General features: G+C 34.9%; 19 protein-coding genes. 2 read left to right on the forward strand and 17 right to left on the reverse strand.

What is annotated here, in order from left to right; all coding sequences use genetic code 11:
• Genes WKT09_RS10360 through WKT09_RS10380 form a run of 5 tightly spaced genes read right to left on the reverse strand, consistent with a single transcriptional unit; the run spans window position 1 to window position 5,658 of the window.
• Window positions 1-1,767, reverse strand: a complete 1,767-nt coding sequence (locus WKT09_RS10360; protein WP_340415954.1) for an ATP-binding cassette domain-containing protein — start codon at window positions 1,765-1,767, stop codon at window positions 1-3.
• 34 nt (window positions 1,768-1,801) lie between these two features.
• Window positions 1,802-2,578 (reverse strand): ABC transporter permease, encoded by a 777-nt coding sequence (locus tag WKT09_RS10365; RefSeq protein ID WP_340415955.1) that lies wholly within the window; start codon window positions 2,576-2,578, stop codon window positions 1,802-1,804.
• Between the two features lie 32 nt (window positions 2,579-2,610).
• Complete coding sequence (locus tag WKT09_RS10370; RefSeq protein ID WP_340415956.1) at window positions 2,611-3,381, reverse strand: glycosyltransferase family 2 protein; 771 nt, start codon at window positions 3,379-3,381, stop codon at window positions 2,611-2,613.
• Window positions 3,378-4,538: a glycosyltransferase gene (locus tag WKT09_RS10375; RefSeq protein WP_340415957.1), complete on the reverse strand. Its 1,161-nt coding sequence runs from the start codon at window positions 4,536-4,538 to the stop codon at window positions 3,378-3,380. Before WKT09_RS10375 ends, WKT09_RS10370 begins: the two co-directional genes overlap by 4 nt.
• The gene (locus WKT09_RS10380; RefSeq protein WP_340415958.1) at window positions 4,531-5,658 is read right to left on the reverse strand and encodes a glycosyltransferase; all 1,128 of its coding nucleotides are present in this window, start codon (window positions 5,656-5,658) and stop codon (window positions 4,531-4,533) included. Before WKT09_RS10380 ends, WKT09_RS10375 begins: the two co-directional genes overlap by 8 nt.
• 257 nt (window positions 5,659-5,915) lie before the next feature.
• On the opposite strand from WKT09_RS10380, the gene WKT09_RS10385 reads away from it, so the two are divergent.
• Window positions 5,916-7,229 (forward strand): nucleotide sugar dehydrogenase, encoded by a 1,314-nt coding sequence (locus tag WKT09_RS10385; RefSeq protein ID WP_340415959.1) that lies wholly within the window; start codon window positions 5,916-5,918, stop codon window positions 7,227-7,229.
• 42 nt (window positions 7,230-7,271) lie between these two features.
• Here the strand turns inward: WKT09_RS10385 and WKT09_RS10390 are convergent, their stop codons facing one another.
• Window positions 7,272-8,711, reverse strand: coding sequence for an APC family permease (locus tag WKT09_RS10390; protein ID WP_340415960.1), 1,440 nt, complete (start codon window positions 8,709-8,711; stop codon window positions 7,272-7,274).
• Between the two features lie 168 nt (window positions 8,712-8,879).
• Window positions 8,880-9,986 carry a glycosyltransferase family 4 protein gene (locus WKT09_RS10395; protein WP_340415961.1) on the reverse strand — a complete coding sequence of 369 codons (1,107 nt, stop codon included), beginning with the start codon at window positions 9,984-9,986 and terminating at the stop codon, window positions 8,880-8,882.
• A gap of 175 nt (window positions 9,987-10,161) precedes the next feature.
• On the opposite strand from WKT09_RS10395, the gene WKT09_RS10400 reads away from it, so the two are divergent.
• The gene (locus tag WKT09_RS10400; RefSeq protein ID WP_340415962.1) at window positions 10,162-10,428 is read left to right on the forward strand and encodes a hypothetical protein; all 267 of its coding nucleotides are present in this window, start codon (window positions 10,162-10,164) and stop codon (window positions 10,426-10,428) included.
• A 76-nt stretch (window positions 10,429-10,504) separates the two neighbouring features.
• On the opposite strand, the gene WKT09_RS10405 is transcribed toward WKT09_RS10400, so the two are convergent.
• From WKT09_RS10405 to spoIIID, 10 genes are all read right to left on the reverse strand, one after another.
• A complete protein-coding gene (locus WKT09_RS10405) occupies window positions 10,505-13,567 on the reverse strand; it encodes an efflux RND transporter permease subunit (RefSeq protein WP_340415963.1) in 3,063 nt (1,020 codons plus the stop codon).
• Complete coding sequence (locus WKT09_RS10410) at window positions 13,564-14,427, reverse strand: efflux RND transporter periplasmic adaptor subunit (protein ID WP_340415964.1); 864 nt, start codon at window positions 14,425-14,427, stop codon at window positions 13,564-13,566. The genes WKT09_RS10405 and WKT09_RS10410 overlap by 4 nt, the downstream gene beginning before the upstream one ends.
• 131 nt (window positions 14,428-14,558) lie before the next feature.
• Window positions 14,559-15,005: a competence protein ComK gene (locus WKT09_RS10415; protein ID WP_340415965.1), complete on the reverse strand. Its 447-nt coding sequence runs from the start codon at window positions 15,003-15,005 to the stop codon at window positions 14,559-14,561.
• Window positions 15,006-15,343: 338 nt separating this feature from the next.
• Window positions 15,344-15,502 carry a hypothetical protein gene (locus WKT09_RS10420; protein ID WP_340415966.1) on the reverse strand — a complete coding sequence of 53 codons (159 nt, stop codon included), beginning with the start codon at window positions 15,500-15,502 and terminating at the stop codon, window positions 15,344-15,346.
• A gap of 124 nt (window positions 15,503-15,626) precedes the next feature.
• A complete protein-coding gene (gene fabZ, locus WKT09_RS10425; protein ID WP_340415967.1) occupies window positions 15,627-16,049 on the reverse strand; it encodes a 3-hydroxyacyl-ACP dehydratase FabZ in 423 nt (140 codons plus the stop codon).
• 20 nt (window positions 16,050-16,069) lie between these two features.
• Entirely contained in the window at window positions 16,070-16,321 is a 252-nt protein-coding gene (locus WKT09_RS10430) for a DNA-directed RNA polymerase subunit beta (protein WP_340415968.1), read from the reverse strand.
• A 46-nt stretch (window positions 16,322-16,367) separates the two neighbouring features.
• Window positions 16,368-17,189, reverse strand: a complete 822-nt coding sequence (locus WKT09_RS10435; RefSeq protein ID WP_340415969.1) for a flagellar hook-basal body protein — start codon at window positions 17,187-17,189, stop codon at window positions 16,368-16,370.
• 11 nt (window positions 17,190-17,200) lie between these two features.
• A complete protein-coding gene (locus WKT09_RS10440; RefSeq protein WP_340415970.1) occupies window positions 17,201-18,016 on the reverse strand; it encodes a flagellar hook-basal body protein in 816 nt (271 codons plus the stop codon).
• A gap of 38 nt (window positions 18,017-18,054) precedes the next feature.
• The gene (locus WKT09_RS10445) at window positions 18,055-19,053 is read right to left on the reverse strand and encodes a rod shape-determining protein (RefSeq protein ID WP_336267269.1); all 999 of its coding nucleotides are present in this window, start codon (window positions 19,051-19,053) and stop codon (window positions 18,055-18,057) included.
• Between the two features lie 295 nt (window positions 19,054-19,348).
• Window positions 19,349-19,630 carry a sporulation transcriptional regulator SpoIIID gene (gene spoIIID / locus WKT09_RS10450; protein WP_340415971.1) on the reverse strand — a complete coding sequence of 94 codons (282 nt, stop codon included), beginning with the start codon at window positions 19,628-19,630 and terminating at the stop codon, window positions 19,349-19,351.
• Between the last annotated feature and the right edge of the window lie 1,198 nt (window positions 19,631-20,828).

Below are 20,828 nucleotides of genomic sequence, written 5' to 3' on the forward strand. Positions count from 1 at the left end.
TTATTTACTGTCTTCTTGTGGTATTACTTTTTCAACCTTTTGTTCCGTAGGTTTTTTCTTCACTGTTTTTTTGGATGCTGTCTTTTTAGATACTACTTTTTGGGATGTTGTTTTTTTAGATGCTGCTTTTTTAGTTGCCGTCTTTTGCGATGTTGCTTTTTTAGTTGCTGTCTTTTGGGATGTTGTTTTTTTGGATGCTGTCTTTTTTACTACGTTCTTTTTGGTTGAGCCTGTTTTCTTCTTTTGCTTCGGTGCATTCACGCCCATCGCTTCACGGTATAATTTTACAGCCTCTTCTGCATCTCCATCAAAACGAAGTTTCCCCTTATCAATCCATAATGCACGAGTGCATACTTGTTCTACAAAATGCATACTATGTGTCACAATAATAACTGCTTTTGCACGTTCCATCATCTCTTGAATACGTTCTGTTGCTTTTTGTCGAAACGCTAAATCTCCCGTAGATAATGCTTCATCAATGATAAAAATATCTGGTTTTAACACAGCCGCAATACTAAATCCTAAACGTGATTTCATTCCGCTTGAATAGTTCTTCATCGGTCTATCAATCATTCGTTTAATTCCAGAGAATTCGACGATTTCCTCATATTTTTCCTCGATTTCCTCTTTTGGAATTCCTAATAACATTCCATTTAAATAAATATTGTCTGTACCGGTCAATTGAGGGTTAAATCCTGTTCCATACCCTAATAATGAAGATGTTCGTCCATTTATTTGTAAACCACCTTCATCAGGCTTATAAATATTCGTCATCAATTTACATAATGTGCTTTTTCCAGCACCATTATGTCCGATAATCCCAACGACTTCCCCTTCTTTAATTGTAAAATTTAAATGTCTTAAAGCCCAATGTTTTTCTTTTCTATTTAATTTAAATGATATCCCTAAATCCGTCGCTTTCATTACAATATTGTTGCGAACAATCGTTTTTGTTTTTGCTAAGTCTAAGCTACGTTTCTTTTTCGGCATTTTTGGTACGGATGCACGATAGTTGGCAATAACTTCTTTAGGTTCGCCAACTTCTTTTATTCGTCCTTTATGCAACCAAATAAGACGATCACAATTACGTTGTGCATACCGTAAACTATGTGTCACAATAATAACCATCTTGGCGTTAGCTACTAACTCTTTTAATTTTTCTGCAGCTTTTCTACCAAATTTAATATCTCCTGTGTTTAATGCTTCGTCCAAAATTAGAATTTCAGGTTGTAAATTCGCGGCAACACTAAAACCTAGACGAGCTTTCATTCCACTTGAATAATATTTCATCGGTTGATCGATAAAATCGCCAATTTCCGAAAATGCATGGATTTCATCGATATATTCATCAATTAAATCTTTCTTTATGCCGAGCATCATTCCATTTAAATAAACATTCTCTCTACCTGTTAATTCTTTATTAAACCCCATGCCTAAAGAAAACAATGCAGTTACTTTTCCATCTACATGCAATGTCCCTTCATCATGTTGTAAAATACCGGTAATCACTTTACTAATAGTCGTTTTACCAGCACCGTTTGAACCGATAATCCCTAAAATTTCACCTTTATAACCTGTAAACGTCACATTGCGTAAGGACCATATTTTTTCCTTTTGCTTGTCTTCATTGTTCTTTTTAAGAGTTAGAAGATCTAACAATCTTGATTTATAATCATCCGTATTTACTTTTGGATCATAAAACAGACCAATATCTTCTGCTTCAATAACATGTTCGCGCTCTGTTTCCTTTACATTATGATTTAACATATATGAAAACCTCTTTTTCCTTAGTTTTCCCACATTACAATGCTTTTATAATTTTATGTTCATTATTTTTAAAATAGTTCAACATAAATATAATTGTAATAATTGATGCAACAAAGATAATGCCTAACGATACAAAGTTTGGTAGTTGGTGATACATTAAAACATCTCTGAATGATGTAACTAAATGCGCAATTGGGTTAATTGCAACTGCCCAACCATATTCAGGGGGCAAACGTCCACCTTCCCAAATAATAGGAGATGCATAGAAAAATATTCGAATGACATGTGTTAATAAATTATCAATATCACGAATAAATACTGTAACAAAACCTAAAACAGAACCTACAGCCAACAAAAATGTATACGTAATAATAATAATGAGTGGCAGTAAAAGAATATGCCATGTCGGTACTTCTGCATACAAAATTAACGCAAGTGCTACGACGATTAAACCGAATAAAAAGTTCACTAGTTGTGTAATGGTAAACGACAACGGAAATATAAACTTCGGTAATGCTACCTGGTTTATAATAGAACTATAACGTAAAATCGATTTGGCTGACGCATTAATGGTAGAACTAATCCATCTCCATACGATGAGTCCAATAATTAAAAATAGGGCATAATCCGGCCCGCCACGATCTAAAATAATGACAACTAAGAAATAATACACAGCGATACTTAACAACGGATCAAGTAACCACCAAAAATAACCTAAATAACTATTTCGATGTTCTGCCTTTAATCCCGATTTTACTAAATAGAGTAACAGGTCTTTTCTTTTCGTAATTTCATTTATATAATTCTTCAATTTTTTCCTACACCGCCTAATATAAAACGAGTTTATTTCACTATGCGAAACTTAATTACCTGTAAAACAGATCGAATGGCATAATGTGAAAAATACCAAGCTGCTTTTATACATGAATGTCCTTCAATATGACGATATAAATTCCAGTTTTGTTTCGCTACTTTTAATTTATTACTTGAAATAGAGTTTTCTACCAAACGATATTTTGATAGCACTTCATCTAATCCATATGCAGTATGGCCTTTTCTTAATAACGTTAACCAAAATGCATAATCTTGTCTTGTACGTATATTCACCATTCGTTCATTGCCAATCGCATCTCTGTTCAACATTACAGTTAAACAACCGATGACACAATGTTTCATTAATTTTTCATACGTAATTTTTTTTGGTACTTTTGAATAACCATTTGTTAATGTTCCATCTTCCCTCATACGTACATATTTAGTAAATGAAAAAGTAAGATTATTTTCTTCCATAAATTGAACTTGTTTGGATAATTTTTCTGGTAACCATACATCATCACTGTCAAGAAATGCAATATATTTACCTGACGCTTGATCGATCGCTGTATTCCTTGCTATGGCAGAACCACTATTTTCTTGTAAACGAATCATTCGAATACGAGCATCTTGATCGATATGTTTTTGTACAATTTCCACCGTATGATCTGTCGATTTATCATCCACAATAATCATTTCCCAATTATCGTATGTTTGATTTCGTACAGATTGAATGGTTTCTCCAATAAATCGTTCTGCATTATAAGAAGGTGTAATAACAGAAACTAACGGTTGCTTCATATTTTTACTTCCTTATTTAATAATTGATCATACCAATCTAATAGTTTACCTTTTTCCGCTTCCCAATTCAACTCAGAAGCGACTGCCCTTTTTCCATTTCTACCCATTTCATAACCTATTTCAGGATTATCTATCAATTTTTGAAAGGCCTCATTTATTTCTTGTTCATTATAAGGGTCTACTACTATGCCACATTCATATTTTTCAATAAATTCCTTCCAAACTGGAAAATTAGAACAAACAATTGGTAAACCTACATTCATATATTCAAAAAACTTTGTTAGCTCTTTTCTCATATAATGTTCTGTTGGCGGAAATATAGCTATACCAGCTAACCAATTTTCTTTTGTATACATTTTTTCCATATCTTCTTTTACAATGAATTGATCGATCCCCATGATTTGGATGTTATCTTTATTTTCTTTCGCCACATCCATAATTTGATGTGCAACAGGTTTTACACATTTCCCAACATATTGTACTTGAATGTTTCGATTTATATTAGGAATATTCGCATGGATGAATGCTCCTCGATCCCCATTTACATTCCCTGTATAAAGTACTTTATTCGATAATGGTTTGGTTGCACGATCATATTCCAGAAATTCTTTATTCATTAACGGATAATTTAAGATGCATGTCCCATTCGGATACATATCTTTATAATATTTTTCCGCTAAACTCTTTTCCATATTTCTGGTAAAAAACTTTTCAATTAATTTATAACCTCGTGCTGCGAATTTTCGTAAAGTGGATGATAAATAATTTTTTTGTAAAATACTCGTTACATAGTCTTCATGTATGTCATAAATAACAATATTGTTCTTTCGTTTCAACCATGAAGCAACTACGATTAATTCTGGGTCATGAAATACATAAATATCTCCTTTTGCTGCTTTCGCTTTTTTGTAAGCGTCCCACACCCCAAATAACATTCTTTTCCATCGACTATTATATGTTTTTAATCGAATATGATTAATATTATTCACTTCTGTCTTATCTCTCGTATCTTGCGCAATTAATGTGACATCATATCCACTTTCTGCCAAAGACATACATTGTTTATAATAAATTCTTGGATCATAAGGGTGATGCACGGTCGTTATATGAACGACTTTCTTTTTCCTTCCCTCATGATGTAGTTGTTTTTTATTCATTGTTAACTCCTTTAACTTGTTGAAACATCGCTTCATATTGTGAAACAATTTTGGCTGCATGAAACTCATTTGCACGTTCCATACCTAACGTAATAGCTTGTTGTCGTTCCTCTTCACAGAAATTCATTGCTTGTGTTAATTTTTCCGCTACATCGTTTACGTTCCCTACTTCACATAACAGCCCATACTTACCATTGTCTAACACTTCTTCCACACCCGGTTTACCATTCGTTGACACGACGATTGTTTCCGTTGCAAGGGCCTCGACTAATACATGTCCAAAGCCTTCTGTTATCGATGTCAAGACAAATACATCAGCCCGCTTAAATATCGCATATGGATTTTCTTGAAAGCCAACAAAATAAACGCGATCATCTATTTGTAAATCCTTCGCCTCTTTTTTTAAACTCGCTTCTAATTCACCTTCTCCTAAGATGATTAAGCAACTGTTATCCACATCTTTCACTTTCGCAAATGCGCGCAATAATGTATGTTGATCTTTTTCTTTAACGAATCGTCCCGCTGTCACTAATACTTTATGATAGCGTTCCATGATGGTGTTTATTTCATTAGATAATGGTTGATTCATTTCAGCGTGAATATGGACCAAATCAACGGGGTTATAAATGACATTTATTTTGTTCTCTGGTACTTTATATCGGTGCATTAAATTATCTTTTACCCCATAAGACAACGCAACAACTCTAGTTGCAAATGTATATAATCGTCCAGCAACCGCTAATTTAAAATTTTCCTTTTTACTCGTACCACCTAGTAAAGCAGCCTCTCTAACGATTACTTTCGTTTTAGTAAAGGAAAGTATTTTCGCTAAGATTGCAACGATATTATACGTTAATACCGTACTAAACAAAATATCTGGTTTCTCTTTTTTTAACAACTGTGCTAATTCAAAAATGCTTGATCGTAATCGTTTAGTACGCAATTTCACAAATCGAACATCTTCATGTACGAATTGGTCATAATTATAATCAAAATTCAACGTTATTAATGTAACATCAAATTTATTTTTATCTATATAATTAACAATATTTAATAATGTTCTTGCAGCTCCACCGCCACCAAGCCGGTAAATGAAGAAGAATATTTTAATTTTTTTCACGGATGACTACCTTCTTTCTACTCTACATCCATCTACATATTATATACTATTTTCATATGAATTTATATTAAGACACCTAATGTTACCTAATTGTAACTGTCGTTACATAATTTTTTCTGCTATAATTTTTTTATGATAAAATTAGAAAAGTACAAAGAATAATCATTCAACTCTTATCCTTTTTCATTGTATAATAATGGAGTAGGAGTATAATGTTGTTTAACACTTTAATTAATATATAAAGGTTGGGATTTAATATGGTTCTTTTTGAAGAACTTCAACAAAAAAAAGAAAAAATATCTGTCATTGGTCTTGGTTATGTAGGGTTGCCATTGGCAATTGAATTAGCCAAAAAATATGACGTAATCGGTTTGGATTTAAATAAAGAAAAATTAAATATGTACAAAAAAGGCATAGACGTCACGGAAGAAGTTGGAGACAAAGAAATCAAAGAAACAACGATGGAATTTACAAGTGACGAGAAAGATTTACAACGAAGTAAATTTCATATTGTTGCCGTACCTACACCAATTAATATTGATAAAACACCAAATTTAAAACCTATTATTGGTGCAAGTGAAATGATTGGACGTAATTTAACAAAAGGATCCATTGTTGTTTATGAGTCAACTGTATATCCTGGCACGACTGAAGAGGTATGTATCCCTATTCTTGAAAAAGAATCTGGTTTAACTTTCGGTGAAGACTTTAAAGTCGGTTATTCACCCGAACGAATTAACCCAGGGGATAAAGTAAATACATTAACAAAAATTACAAAAATCGTCTCTGGTTCAGATGATGATGCATTACGTGAAATTTCAAAAGTGTATGGTTATATTATTGAAGCAGGTATATATGAGGCAGAATCTATTAAAGTTGCCGAGGCTGCAAAGGTAATCGAAAACTCTCAACGTGATATTAATATTGCTTTTATGAATGAACTATCCATTGTATTCGATAAAATGAACATCGATACGAAAGCAGTACTAGCTGCTGCAGGAACAAAATGGAATTTCTTAAACTTCACTCCTGGACTAGTTGGTGGTCACTGTATCGGAGTAGATCCTTATTATTTTACATATAGAGCAGAACAATTAGGATACCACTCGCAAATTATTTTAGCTGGGCGAAAAGTAAATGACAATATGGGAAAACATGTTGCAAATAGTGTCATTAAAAAAATGATCCAAGCAAATATAGACATAAATAAAGCCAAAATCGCTGTATTAGGATTAACGTTTAAAGAAAATGTTCCTGATGTTCGTAACACAAAAGTCATTGACATTATTAAGGAATTAGATGATTATGGGGTTCACTATGTTGTCCATGATCCACATGCTGAACATGAAGATGTTAAACAAGAATATAATATCGATTTAGTAGGCGAGGAAGCGTTAAAGGACTTAGATTGTATCATCCTTGCAGTACCTCATGATGAATACAAGGATACTTATACAATTGAAAAATTAAATACTTTATACCAGTCAGATAAGAAAGTGTTAGTAGACATAAAGGGTATTTTTGATCGTCAACAATGTGAAGCGCTCAATATTCATTATTGGAGTTTATAAGAAAAAATCTACAAGTGCATGTACTTGTAGATTTTTTCTTTTCTATTCTTTTTTATCCAAAATTAAATAGTCCAATTCCTTCTTCGGGATTGCATTATATTCTTTCCGTTTCATCACATAGAATATAATTCCAAGAACGATCCAAATCACTAGAGAAATAAGAGATTCTTTCCCCATAAATGCCGGTGATTGTGGGATCAATAAAAGTAAAATAAAAATAAAACTTACAATCATTCCGACAAAAGCTACGACCTTCTTCACAGGTCCTACTTCCGCTTCTTTCATGATGCTACTGCTCTGATTATTCCATTTAAATAACCTGAATGCCGTGAAACAAGTATAAAAGTATGCAATAGATACTCCAATCGATGACATGTCAACGACCCAAGTTAATGCTTGTCGACCAAACCATGGAGCAACCGAGGCCAAAATGACCGTAACGATAATTGCAATATACGGTGTATTATACTTTTTATGTAATTTCTGAAATGGCGCTGGCAACACTTTTGCACGTGCCATCGCGAATAGTAATCGACTTGACGTCATAATAAACCCATTTAATCCAGTGAAAATCCCCATCGTAAGGGCAATGACTAAAATGAGCAAACCACCAACACCTAATAATTCTTGAATGACAACTCCTGTACCCCATAAATGATTGGCATCTGCTACTTCTTGCCACGGGGCTGCCATTCCTGTAGCTAATATCATTAAACTATAAATAATGGTCGCAAATACTAATGCTAAAATAATTAACATAAATGCTTTTTTAGCTGGAAACGCAAATTCCTCTGCCGCTTGTGGTACAGCATCAAATCCGACAAATGCCCACGGAGCGATCGCAACAATGGCAATCACAGCTGCAAAACTCGTCTTATTATCAACGAATAATGGGGTAATATTTTCGATTGGTGCAGGTGATTTTATCCCAACAAATAAGGTTAAAAGAATAACTGCTACTACCATTACCATCGCAAATATAAACTGAACTTGTCCAGTTAAGCCTGTACCTCGTATATTTAAATAACCAAAAACAATTAACGCACCTGTTGCGATAATAATTTCCATTAAAAATACTTCCCAACCAGCTACCGTATATAAAAATACATTTTCAATGATTGCTGGAAATACATATTTAATCATTAATGAAAATGCGGATGCATTCAATGCAACGATACATAAATATCCTAGCGTCAAAAACCAACCACTGATAAATGCTTGAGTTCGTCCTGCACTAATATAAGCATATGCAAACTCCCCACCTGAAACAGGAAAACTACGGATTAAAAATCCATAACTGACTGCAATGAGCATCATTAATAATGCACCAATAGAAAAACCGAGAATGACCCCTAATGGACCGGCGGTTTCCATCCAATTAATCGGTTGGACAAATGCTCCCCAACCAATCGCAGATCCAAGGGCTATTGCCCATACCCAATGAGCTTTTAATGACTTATTTAGTTTTGTCCTCTTTTCCATAAATTCCTCCAAAATATACATTTTTTTACATATAATCGATAAGTATACAGGAATATTTAATGCAAAACTAGTACATCTTTTCATTATTAATATAAATTTAATATATATTCATATCGTTTCATATAAAAAAACCGAATTGAACAGGTCTTTCCCATTCAATTCGGTTCATCAATTTTCACTATGGTCATCTTGCCTCAACTTACTTTTTTCTCCGTCTTTCCCCACCATTTTCAATAACTTGTCCACGACAGGTCTTTTTCCCCCCATCACTATTCCAGCAATTTCTGCTAATAAATGAACGAGTATAAAGACGATGATAGCAACAATTAAAGAAATTTGAAGTGGTGCTTGTTGGAATACGATGGCTAATACTCCGAAGACTAAACTAAACCCATACATAATAAGTACCGCTTGTCGGTGAGAAAATCCAGCACGAAGTAACTGATAGTGAATATGTTTATTATCTGCTTCCATAATATGTTGTTTATTTAATGCACGACGAATGATAGAAAATGTCGTATCCAAAATCGGTACTGCAATCACAATAATTGGAATAATAAAACTAAATAAGGCAACATTTTTAAATAAACCTAACATAGAAATAACCGCAATCATATAACCAAGAAAATTCGATCCAGTGTCTCCCATATAAATTTTTGCCGGGTAAAAATTGTGGTATAAAAAACCAAGATTCGCTCCGATTAACACAACACAAAGATATACAGCAAAAATTTGTAAATCAACGATGGCCATAATTAAAATACTTACAAGTCCTATCGTCGAAACCCCTGTTGCAAGTCCGTCGAGGCCATCGATTAAGTTAATCGCATTGGTTATCCCTACGACCCATAATATGGTAATTAACACACTAAACGGTCCTAATTCAACCAAACCAATAAATGGCAATGTAATTTTTTCAATCACTAGACCAGATGATAAAAGAAAAGTCGTTGCAGTTAATTGACCTGTTAATTTAATGATTGGACGAACACTATATTTATCATCAATAATTCCAGTAATGACAATCACAATTGCCCCCATAAAGATTGCTTGTAAATGAATATGTTCAGGTTGTAAATATAATAAACCGAGGGCAGCACCGAGAAATATGGCTAAACCACCAATACGTGGAGTCGGATGAACATGGATTTTCCTCCGGTCTGGAAAATCTACAATATTAAATTTAAATGCTAACTTTTTTACAGCAAAGGTTAAAAAAAATGTAGATATAAGTGCGATAAACGAAGCTATCGCTAAATCAACAAAATTAATCATCGGTAATCCCTCTAATATATGCTTTAAATTTTACGTCTAGGTTAAATTATAGCTAATTTCTTACACTAGTTGCAAATATAAGTTGCATCTTCTCTTATTTGTAACATAACTGAGATAATCGTCATATGTATATGTAGATAACTTCCATAGGAGGTGGCCTACTATTTTTTCGACCATGAAATTAACATTGCTTGCACTTGCCGCTAAATATCGTGTTCAAGTCCTTCAGTATACCCCAGGACATTTAATCATCCAAATTCATCAATGGCATTTATTAGAGAAAAAACTTCCTGTTATTCAACAACTCATCGAACATGATCCTCATATTTTAGCTTATTCCATAGACGGGAATACGATCGAAATAATGTTTGATGAAGATGCAATTTTTAAGGAGGAAATTGTACAAAAATGGTTTAGCTATATACGTACCCTTGATTTATAATAATGGCACACATAAAAAGAAGGTTTGGACTTCTTTCAACTTACCTTCCCTTACGTATCGTCCAAACCTTCTTAAATCATTTTATATTGCTATCACGTCGCATGATTTTTTTCGTTACATCATCAAAATACGTATATACGACAGGAATAAGCAATAATGTAAAAATACTTGAAATCGATAAACCGAATATAATAGTGATAGCTAATGGTTGTTGCATTTCCGCTCCTTCTCCTAATGCGAGCCCTAACGGAATCATCGCTAATACAGTCGTTAATGTCGTCATTAGAATAGGCCGCAACCTACTTCTACCCGCTTCTATAATAGCTTCATATCGGTCCATACCACGTCTCCGTAAAATATTAATATAATCTACAAGGACGATGGAGTTGTTCACGACGATTCCGGCAAGCATAATTAACCCAATAAATGCCGGAATACTAAATGACAATCCACTTATGAGCAATCCTCCAACAACACCAATGACGGTTGCCGGCATCGAAAACATAATAATAAACGGGAATAAGAAGTTTTCAAACTGGACTGCCATCACTGCATACACTAAAAAGATCGAGAAAATTAATGCTAAAGTTAAATCGGCAAAGGAATCTGCCATATCTTCCGCTTCTCCACCAATCGAATAGCTATATCCCTCTGGTAGAGATAACCCATCTAAATAAGCCTCCAAATCTTTCACTACACTGCTTAAATCACGATCCATAATTTCTGTTGTAACATTCATTTGTGCTTCTTGATTTTGTCTAATTAATGTAACGGGACCTTCCGTTTCTTCGACATCAGCTAATGAGGTTAATGGTATTTGTGCTCCTTCTTTCCCGATCACTTTCATATCTTCTAAATCATTGATTGTTTGTCGTGTTTCTTCGGGATAGGTTAAGGAAACATTTATTTCACGACCATCGTCCCGATATACGGTGACAACTTGCCCAATAAAACGCATTTCGATTTGCGATTGAATGTCTTCTACAGATAATCCGTATAATGCTGCTTTATCATCATCTACTTCTAATTGTAATTGTGGGACCCCTAAGTTTGCTTCTGATTCAGGATTATGAACGCCATCAATCGATTGAATCCCTTCTGCGACATCATCCGCTAATTCACGTAATACTTCATGTTCTGGTCCATTTAATTGAATTTCAATGGGTGCGCCCATTCCAATTCCAGCACCCATTTCACTTACTGTAATTTCAGCACCAGGAATATCTTGTAAATCTTTCTCTACATGTTGAACGAATGTCCCTGTTGTCATGTCGCGTTCTTTCGGTGGAACGAGTTGTATCGTAAAGTTCGCTTCATTCTCACTCGATGTACTAGAAGCAAAATCTCCACCACCAGCCGTCACATAACTCACATCTATGATATCTTCATATTCACTTAGCTTGTCATTCACATGGGCGATCACTTTTTCTGTTGCTTCTAAACTGCTTCCAGGTCTTGTTTCAACCGTTATATCTAATTGTCCTTGATCACCTGCAGGGATAAACTCCCCACCGATAAATGGTATAAACCCAATACTTATCACAATAAGTGCAACTGTCACCAGGATCGATGTTTTTCTAAATTTCAATACTTTTTTTAATGCGCGTGTATAACCGTTATTCACTTTTTCTAGTAAGGTATCAAACCAATAACGTCTTCCATCTTCCATCGCTTTGGACAATAGTTTGGAAGAAAGCATCGGTACAAGCGTAATAGCAACGATTAAAGATGCTAATAATGAAAATGATACGGTTAAGGCGAGTGGTGTGAAAATATCTGATGCAATTCCTTCCACATAGACAATTGGCAAGAAGACGACTAATGTTGTCGTTGTAGAAGCAATGACCGCTGGAGTTAATTCAGCTGCCCCTTTAATGGCTGCATCTATTAAATTTTCGCTACGTTGCCGGTACGTATATATGTTTTCTAATATAACAATCGAACTATCCACCATCATTCCAATTCCGAGCGCAAGTCCTCCAAGTGTAAGAATGTTCAATGTTTCGCCTGTGAAATACATTAAAGCGAAAGTGGATATAATCGCAATGGGGATAGATAAGCCGATCACGATCGTCGCGCGAATACTTTTTAAAAAGAGTAATAAAATAAAAATCGAAATTACTCCACCAATTAAAATATTTTGGATAACAGAACTGACTGCTTCCTCGATGAAATCAGATGTGTCAATGACAACATTTAAATTGGCACCTTCCGGAAGTTCTGCTTCGATTTCATCTAGGCCATTTTTTATATTTTGAGCAACCTCTACAGTATTGGCATCCGTCTTTTTTAAAATCGATAAAACGACAGACGGTTCTCCATTTATCATGGTGACACTATCTTCTTTTTCAAAAGTATCTTTTATCGTCGCAACTTCAGACACTTTTACAGACGTATCTGCCGCTGTTTGAATAATCGTTTGTTCGATATCTTCAATGGAAGTAAATTCACCTGTAATTCTAACTTTTAAATCTTGATCCCCTTTTTCAATCGTTCCAACTGAAGAGGATTGATTCGTCTCGCTTAAAGCTTGCATCACTTCTTGTGGACTTACTTGATATTGGGTCATTTTTGCCTCATTTAAAATGACTTGGATTTCCCTAGTTTTGGCTCCTTCTACCGATACAGATGCCACTCCCTCTTGTCTTTCAAAAAACGGGGACACTTCATTTTCCGCAAGTTCAGTTAATACTTCTGCATCCTTTCCGGTAATACTTACCCAAATAACAGGTAATTGATCTGGATTAAACCGCATAATATTCGGATCACCAGCTCGATCTGGTAACATGCTTTTCACACGGTCCACTCGTTCGCGCACATCTAATAATGCTTGGTCCAAATCGGTTCCATTTTTAAACATCATAACAATGACAGATGCATCTGATTGTGATTGAGATTGAATTTCTTCAATCCCTTCTAATGAACTAATCGATTCTTCCAGAGGCTTAGAAATTAAATTTTCAACTTCTTCCGGTGCGGCATCGTCATAAGTAGTCGCAATAACCGCAATTGGTAAATCAATTTCTGGAAATAAATCCACCGCTAAATTTCTAACGGATACAAACCCTAATGCAATAATCGCAAGGACAATCATTATGACACCGACAGGTCTTTTAACTGCTAACGAAACTAGTTTCATTTATTATTCCCGTCCTTTATTACTTCAACCTCACTGCCATCTGTTAAGGTAAAATGACCATTCACAATCACTTCATCCTTTGTGTTCACGTCACCTTTAATAGCAGTATATTCTGTCTGTGTTTCTATGACTTCAACCAGTACCTTTTTCGCTTTACCGTCTTGGACGATATATACGAAGTTTTCATCCGCTTCTTGTAAAACTGCCTCTGTCGGTACAAGCAGTCCTTTTTTCACTTTAGTTTCTTTCATTGTAATTTTTCCGGTAGTACCCGGCGAAATTTTTTCATCTTTATTGTCAATCTCGATTTCAATTGTAAATTGTCCACCCTCATTTGGTAATGGGTCGACTGGTAAAACGTTTCCTTTGTATGTATCGTCATCAATATGAACGGTTACCTCTTTATCACCTTTAAACAAAGAACGATCTGATTTAGATACCGCAACATTCATTATTACTTTATCTACATCCGCTACCATCATTAGCGGTTCTTCATTCGTTTGAAAATCTCCCTCTTTTACACTTAATTTAGCGACTTTTCCTGTACGAGGAGCTGTTACTGTCATCTCTCCCACCGGTGTCTTCACTTTTGCAACCGTATCATCCTTTGAGACAAACTCACCGTTTTGTACATAAAGTTCAGACACTTCTCCAGGTTGTTCGATTGTAACAGGCATTTGACTTTGTGGCATTATCATACCGTAAAAGCTCTTCGTCACTTGTAAGTTATCTTTTTTTATTTGTTCTACTTCAACAGACGTGACAGCAGTCTCTTCTTCGTCTGCATCATTATTTTGTCCACAGGCAGCTATCATCATCAATAATATTAATAACATCATCCATAATAAAACTTTACGCATGTAGCAACCTCCAATAAATATCGCTTCTTTTGTTTATCATACACTTTAATATTATGTTAGAAAAGTAATTAAATGTAATGTTCGAACTTCTTACTATTCACTAGCATGCGTAAAGATATGCATCATAGATATCAAATAGTCATTTTATAATAAAAATGCGCAATTAATTGACTCGTACGTTTTAATTGTATATCGAATTGTTTCATCGTCATTGGTGCGATATACGTGGTGTCATCTTTGAATATAACTTTCACGTTTTTTTCATACGGTTCAAAATCAGCTACCTGATAATAGGATATGTATGATAGTAGCGGGCTTTTTACCGATCTAGTCGGAAACATAAAGACACATTGATCAGGGTCAATTGGAATCGGTATTTTATTGTTCGATTTCAATATTTCTTTCGTAAAATCAATACGTCCTTCAAGAGAAGTTCCTAGTTTTAAACAAGCATTGTTCAACAATGCTTCCAGACTATGTATGGAATAATAAACTTGATCACTTTCAATAATCCTAGAGTGAAACTGTCCTTCTTTAATTCGTTCGATTACTTTCGTTTTGTTACTAATCAAAAACAATTTACATACTCCTTTCTTCGCATTATCGTGTAGAAAACATTTGAAGGTAGAGGTATACGTATATAATACTATTTCACTAGTAAAAGCGCTATTATTTTTAGGTAATTTACACTATAAAAAGGTGGGTTTTTGTATATTTTATTTTGTTGCACCATCAAAACTAGCCGTGTGAACTGGAGGTTTCTCTGTGGCTGGAAGTCTTTGTGACCGGAGCACATTGAACAGGATCCTTTATTCACCACATCCACGCGCTGATTCTTTAAGAATTTTTATTGCGTTGCCCTGTAAATAGATTGTATTTAACTGATCGCTCATATAATCATTTTTTAGGTGACTTCCTATTCTTGCAACTTTGACCTGTATTCTTGCAACTTCGGCATGCATTCTTGCAACTTCGACTTGGATTCTTGCAACTTCGGCATATATTCTTGCAACTTCGACCGATATTCTTGCAACTCTACCCCGGATTCTTGCAACTTCGCTCCGCATTCTTGCAACTTTCCTATGCTATCAAGATGAGAGGTATTTTTTGTACGACGTTATAAGCAATCCGGAACCTCAGAGCTAGGAGTTTTAATATATAAAAAAAGAGAAAATATCCAACATGGATATTTTCTCTTATTATTGAATCGCAAACATAATTTCCGCTTCACAAGCTACTTCGCCATCTACCGTTGCAATTCCTTTTCCTTTTCCAATTGCACCTTTCATGCGTGTAATTTCAACTTCTAAACGCAATTGATCTCCAGGTTTTACTTGACGTTTAAAACGACATTTATCTATGCCGGCTAAAAAGCCAATTTTTCCTTTATTATCTTCCACATTTAAAACCGCAATCGCCCCAACTTGAGCTAACGCTTCTAAAATTAATACACCTGGCATAACAGGATAATCTGGAAAATGTCCTTGGAAAAATGGTTCATTTACCGTTACATTTTTCAAACCAACGACACGCTTCGCTTCTTCGATTTCAAGCACTTTATCTACTAATAAAAAAGGATAACGATGTGGAATAATTTCTTTAATTTGTTGCACATCTAACATATGACCACTCCTACTTTTACTTATTCTTTATTGACTATATCAATAATATGTTGCCAAGTCGATTTTTCAAAAACGTCCATCGCATTGCCGTCTCCTATAATGCTATAGCCAACAATTAAACCGAGCGCTAAAGAAATGGCAATTAATATAAACACGACAATAAGACGTAACCAAATTGGAAATTTACGGATACGCTGTTTCTTTTTTTTCGTCGGTTTCGTTTCCTTTTCTTTTTGTTCTTCCGGTTGTTCTTTTAAAGAATTTGCTGTCATATCAATTTCACCTTAACTTCTAATCTCGTTCCCTCGCATAATATCACTATCTTAGTTGATTTACAAGACCTTGCATTTGATCTGCCATCGTAATCGAACGAGCATTTACTTGGTAAGCACGCTGAGCATTCATTAAGTCAACCATTTGAAGACCTATATCTACATTAGCCATTTCTAGCTTACCAGATTCCATGATGTTATTTTCATCTACTAATTGAGCAACTTCCGCTTCATTAAAACCTGTGTTTGGTACACGCAACTGGAATACATTATCTCCTGTTGCCTCTAACAATCTAGGTTTTGTTATATGACGAACTTGAATCGTTCCAGCATATTGTTCTGCACCATTTTCCGTTACGTACACACGTCCATCTGTCCCAATACGGATAGAATCAATATTATTAGAAAAACGAATCGGTCCATTTAATCCATTGATTGGATGACCATTTTTGGATACTAAAACTAAATCATTTCCTTCACTGCTTACATATAAAGATCCATCTCTTGTATATTGTATTTCTTCCCTACCATTGTCATTTGTTATCACTTGCATAAAATGGGATGGCTTGGTAAGTGCAATATCTAATGGACGATCTGTATTTTGTAAAGAACCAATGGAAAAGTCATTATTTACTGCCCCTAGTTTAGCACCTGTTCCTATTCTAATTCCATCATTTGTACTTCGACCTACTTCATTACCAGGTTGTGTCATGTTATGAATTTGCTGGAATAAAAGATCTGAGAACTCAGATGTTCTTTGTTTATATCCTGTCGTATTCGCATTGGCAATATTAGAACCAATCACATCTAATTGTTGCTGTAATTGATTCATCGTTACTGCCGCTTGTCCCATCACTCGAAGTGACATCTTTCGTCCCCCTATCCTAATCTAGCAATATCGTTTACTGCTTTCCCCATACTTTCATCATACGCTTTTAAGACACGCTGGTTTTGTTCAAATACTCGATATGCTGCAATCATTTCTGTCATCGATTGGCTAACATCGACATTTGAACTTTCTAATGTATGTTGTAATACGTTCACTTCTGCCTCTGTATTATTTATATTTACCGCATTCCCATTTTCTAAACGAAGCAAATCATGTCCTTCTTTTACAAGATTTTGCACATTCGCGATATATGCAATACCGATTGTTGTGGCACCATCATTCGTTACAATGGACCCTTCCGGTGTGACATGAAAATCTCCATCATTTGTCATGATGCGATTTCCATTATTATCTAATACGTACAAACCATCATTATTCGTTAAATACCCTTGACCATCTATTGTAAAATGGCCGTTTCTCGTATAACGTACATCTCCATCTGCCGCTTCCACCGTGAAAAAGGCGCCTCCCGTTTCATCTGGGAAATAACGATCTACTAATGCAAAATCCGTTGGCATTCCTGTTTCACGAATTGGCCCTTGTTCAAAATGTGGAATCGACTCTTGTGCATATACACCTGTTGTAAGTGACCCAATTGGTTCATTCGAACGTAATGTCAAACCGTTTTCGGTTGGGATATTTTTCGATTTCATTTGATGGATTAACATCTCTGGAAACGCACGTAAAGCTGCTTTATCTGCTTTATAACCAGGCGTTCTAGCATTTGCTAAGTTATTCGAGATCATTTCTTGATTTCGTTGTTGCGCCATCATACCACTAGCAGCAGTATAATATCCACGTAACATAATCGTGCACGCCCTTTCCGAAAATTACTTCCACTTCTCTAGCCGATTTTCTTATCTACTTTATCAATATTTTGTAACATTAAACCAGTACCTTTAGCAACACAATTCATCGGCTCTTCTGCTACTAATACTGGAACTTTTAATTCCTCTGCTAATAACTGGTCAATCCCGTGAATCATTGCTCCACCACCAGTTAAAATAATACCACGGTCGATAATGTCTGCGGATAACTCAGGTGGTGTTCTTTCAAGGACAGATTTTGCAGCTTGAACGATTAATGCAACAGGCTCTCTTAATGCCTCTTCCACTTCATTCGAGCTAACTGTAATAGTACGTGGTAATCCACTTACCATGTCGCGTCCGCGAATATCCATCGTTTCTGTACGACCATCTTTGAAAACTGTTCCGATATTAATTTTAATTTCTTCGGCAGTTCTCTCCCCGATTAATAATTTATATTTATGTTTAATATATTGTAAAATATCTTGGTTAAACGTATCACCAGCAACTTTAATAGACTCTGCTGTTACGATATCTCCCATCGAAAGTACTGCAACGTCTGTCGTTCCTCCACCGATATCAATTACCATATTACCGCTCGGTTGGAAAATCTCCATTCCTGCACCAATCGCCGCAACTTTTGGCTCTTCTTCTAAATACACACGACGACCACCAGATTTTTCTGCCGCTTCTTTAATTGCTTTTTGTTCTACTTTTGTAATGTTTGTAGGACAGCAAATAAGCATTCTCGGCTTTGATAAAAATCCTTTTACATTAATTTTGTTTATAAAGTGTTTTAACATTGCTTCTGTTATATCAAAGTCAGCGATAACACCGTCTTTTAATGGGCGAATTGCTTCAATATTCCCTGGTGTTCTACCTACCATCATATAAGCCTCTTCCCCAACTGCTAAAACTTTCCCTTGTGTACGGTCCATCGCAACTACTGCTGGCTCATTTAATACGATTCCTTTTCCCTTTACGTGAATTAGTACGTTAGCTGTACCTAAGTCAATTCCAATATCTCTTGAAAACATGAAATGTTTGTCCTCCTAACACAGATTATATATAAAATTCATAGCCTGTATATTTGTATTCTTCTAACATTACATTTTACCACAGTTTCTTACAATATACTTCTAAAATAGTACAATTTTATTGATTTATTTTAGAAATGTTATAGTGGTAATTTTTTACATATAGGAAATGGCTTCAAATCAATGCTTTCAAGGGGTTTTCATCGTATATTTTCGTATGAAATTTCATTCAATTTTCACAATAAAAAAGAAGGAACTCAAACGGGGCAGTCTGAACTCCTTTTCGAACGAATTATTACAAATATAGATCATCGTGTGTATTTTGTTTTCTTTCTTTTAAGTATTTTTCTTTTGTTGCTTCTCCCCCTCGAATATGGCGAATAGACTTATGATATTGCAATATTTCTTTTACCTCTTTTGCTAATGTAGCATTAATTTTTGGTAATCGTTCCGTTAAATCTTTATGAACCGTGCTCTTTGAAACACCAAACTCTCTCGCTATCACTCGAACCGTCTTTTTTGTCTCGATAATATACTTCCCGATTCGGATAGTTCTTTCTTTGATGTAATCATGCACACCGTTCGCCTCCCTATGCTCATTTCCGAGGTGTTAGATGAGACTTGATGCGGTGTTTACATGCTTTCGCTACTGCTTGTTCCATAAACGTTTCATGCACTTTTCACGCACCCCAGATATTTCATTTCGTCTTTATATATGTTTATTAATGAAACGTTTTCAATATGCTAAAAATATTAACTTTTTACGGACAAGTTTTAGTGGAGCGATTGTTGTGTGATTTTACGTAGTATAAGGTTTTAGCAGATGCAGTGTGGGGGATTTAGATGCAATGGATGCAACTCGCAAATTTCGGATGCAACGTACGCGGAAACAGATGCAATGAACAAATTTTAGATGCAACGAATGCGGAAACAGATGCAATAAATAAATTTTAGATGCAATGAACGCGAAAACAGATGCAATAAATATTTTTTAGATGCAATGAACGAGAAATCAGATGCAATAAATATTTTTTAGATGCAACAAACGCGGAAATAGATGCAATAAACAATTTTCAGATGCAACGTACGCGGAAACAGATGCAATAAATATTTTTTGATGCAACGTACGCAAAATCAGATGCAATAAATAAATTTTAGATGCAACATACGCGAAAACAGATGCAATAAAAATTTTTTAGATGCAACATACGCGAAAACAGATGCAATGAACAAATTTTAGATGCAACGTACGCAAAAACAGATGCAATAAAAAATTTCAGATGCAACGAACGAGAAATCAGATGCAATAAAAAATTTTTAGATGCAACGAACACAAAAATAGATGCAATAAAAATTTTTTAGATGCAACGAACGAGAAAATAGATGCAATGAACGCAGAAACAGATGCAATATAAATTTTTTAGATGCAACAAACACAAAAACAGATGCGATAAACAAATTTCAGATGCAACATACACGGAAACAGATGCAATGAACAAATTTTAGATGCAACGAACGAGAAATCAGATGCAATAAAAATTTTTTAGATGCAACGTACGTGAAAACAGATGCAATAAAAAAATTTTAGATGCAACGTACGCGAAAACAGATGCAATAAAAAAATTTTAGATGCAACGTACGCAAAAACAGATACAATAAAAAATTTCAGATGCAACGAACGAGAAATCAGATGCAATAAATATTTTTTAGATGCAACAAACGCGAAAATAGATGTAATAAGCAAATTTCAGATGCAACAAACACAAAATTGATGC

Origin of the sequence: Pseudogracilibacillus sp. ICA-222130 (assembly GCF_037892545.1) — a bacterium.
Lineage (GTDB): Bacteria > Bacillota > Bacilli > Bacillales > Amphibacillaceae > Pseudogracilibacillus.

What these genes read in the sequence shown, in the direction of transcription:
- WKT09_RS10400 (WP_340415962.1), top strand. Translation starts at nt 10,162, where the DNA reads ATGAAATTAACATTGCTTGCACTTGCCGCTAAATATCGTGTTCAAGTC.
- WKT09_RS10375 (WP_340415957.1), bottom strand. Translation starts at nt 4,538, where the DNA reads ATGAATAAAAAACAACTACATCATGAGGGAAGGAAAAAGAAAGTCGTT.
- WKT09_RS10390 (WP_340415960.1), bottom strand. Translation starts at nt 8,711, where the DNA reads ATGGAAAAGAGGACAAAACTAAATAAGTCATTAAAAGCTCATTGGGTA.
- fabZ (WP_340415967.1), bottom strand. Translation starts at nt 16,049, where the DNA reads ATGTTAGATGTGCAACAAATTAAAGAAATTATTCCACATCGTTATCCT.
- WKT09_RS10440 (WP_340415970.1), bottom strand. Translation starts at nt 18,016, where the DNA reads ATGTTACGTGGATATTATACTGCTGCTAGTGGTATGATGGCGCAACAA.
- WKT09_RS10370 (WP_340415956.1), bottom strand. Translation starts at nt 3,381, where the DNA reads ATGAAGCAACCGTTAGTTTCTGTTATTACACCTTCTTATAATGCAGAA.
- WKT09_RS10405 (WP_340415963.1), bottom strand. Translation starts at nt 13,567, where the DNA reads ATGAAACTAGTTTCGTTAGCAGTTAAAAGACCTGTCGGTGTCATAATG.
- WKT09_RS10360 (WP_340415954.1), bottom strand. Translation starts at nt 1,767, where the DNA reads ATGTTAAATCATAATGTAAAGGAAACAGAGCGCGAACATGTTATTGAA.
- WKT09_RS10430 (WP_340415968.1), bottom strand. Translation starts at nt 16,321, where the DNA reads ATGACAGCAAATTCTTTAAAAGAACAACCGGAAGAACAAAAAGAAAAG.
- WKT09_RS10385 (WP_340415959.1), top strand. Translation starts at nt 5,916, where the DNA reads ATGGTTCTTTTTGAAGAACTTCAACAAAAAAAAGAAAAAATATCTGTC.
- WKT09_RS10410 (WP_340415964.1), bottom strand. Translation starts at nt 14,427, where the DNA reads ATGCGTAAAGTTTTATTATGGATGATGTTATTAATATTATTGATGATG.
- WKT09_RS10445 (WP_336267269.1), bottom strand. Translation starts at nt 19,053, where the DNA reads ATGTTTTCAAGAGATATTGGAATTGACTTAGGTACAGCTAACGTACTA.
- WKT09_RS10395 (WP_340415961.1), bottom strand. Translation starts at nt 9,986, where the DNA reads ATGATTAATTTTGTTGATTTAGCGATAGCTTCGTTTATCGCACTTATA.
- WKT09_RS10435 (WP_340415969.1), bottom strand. Translation starts at nt 17,189, where the DNA reads ATGTCACTTCGAGTGATGGGACAAGCGGCAGTAACGATGAATCAATTA.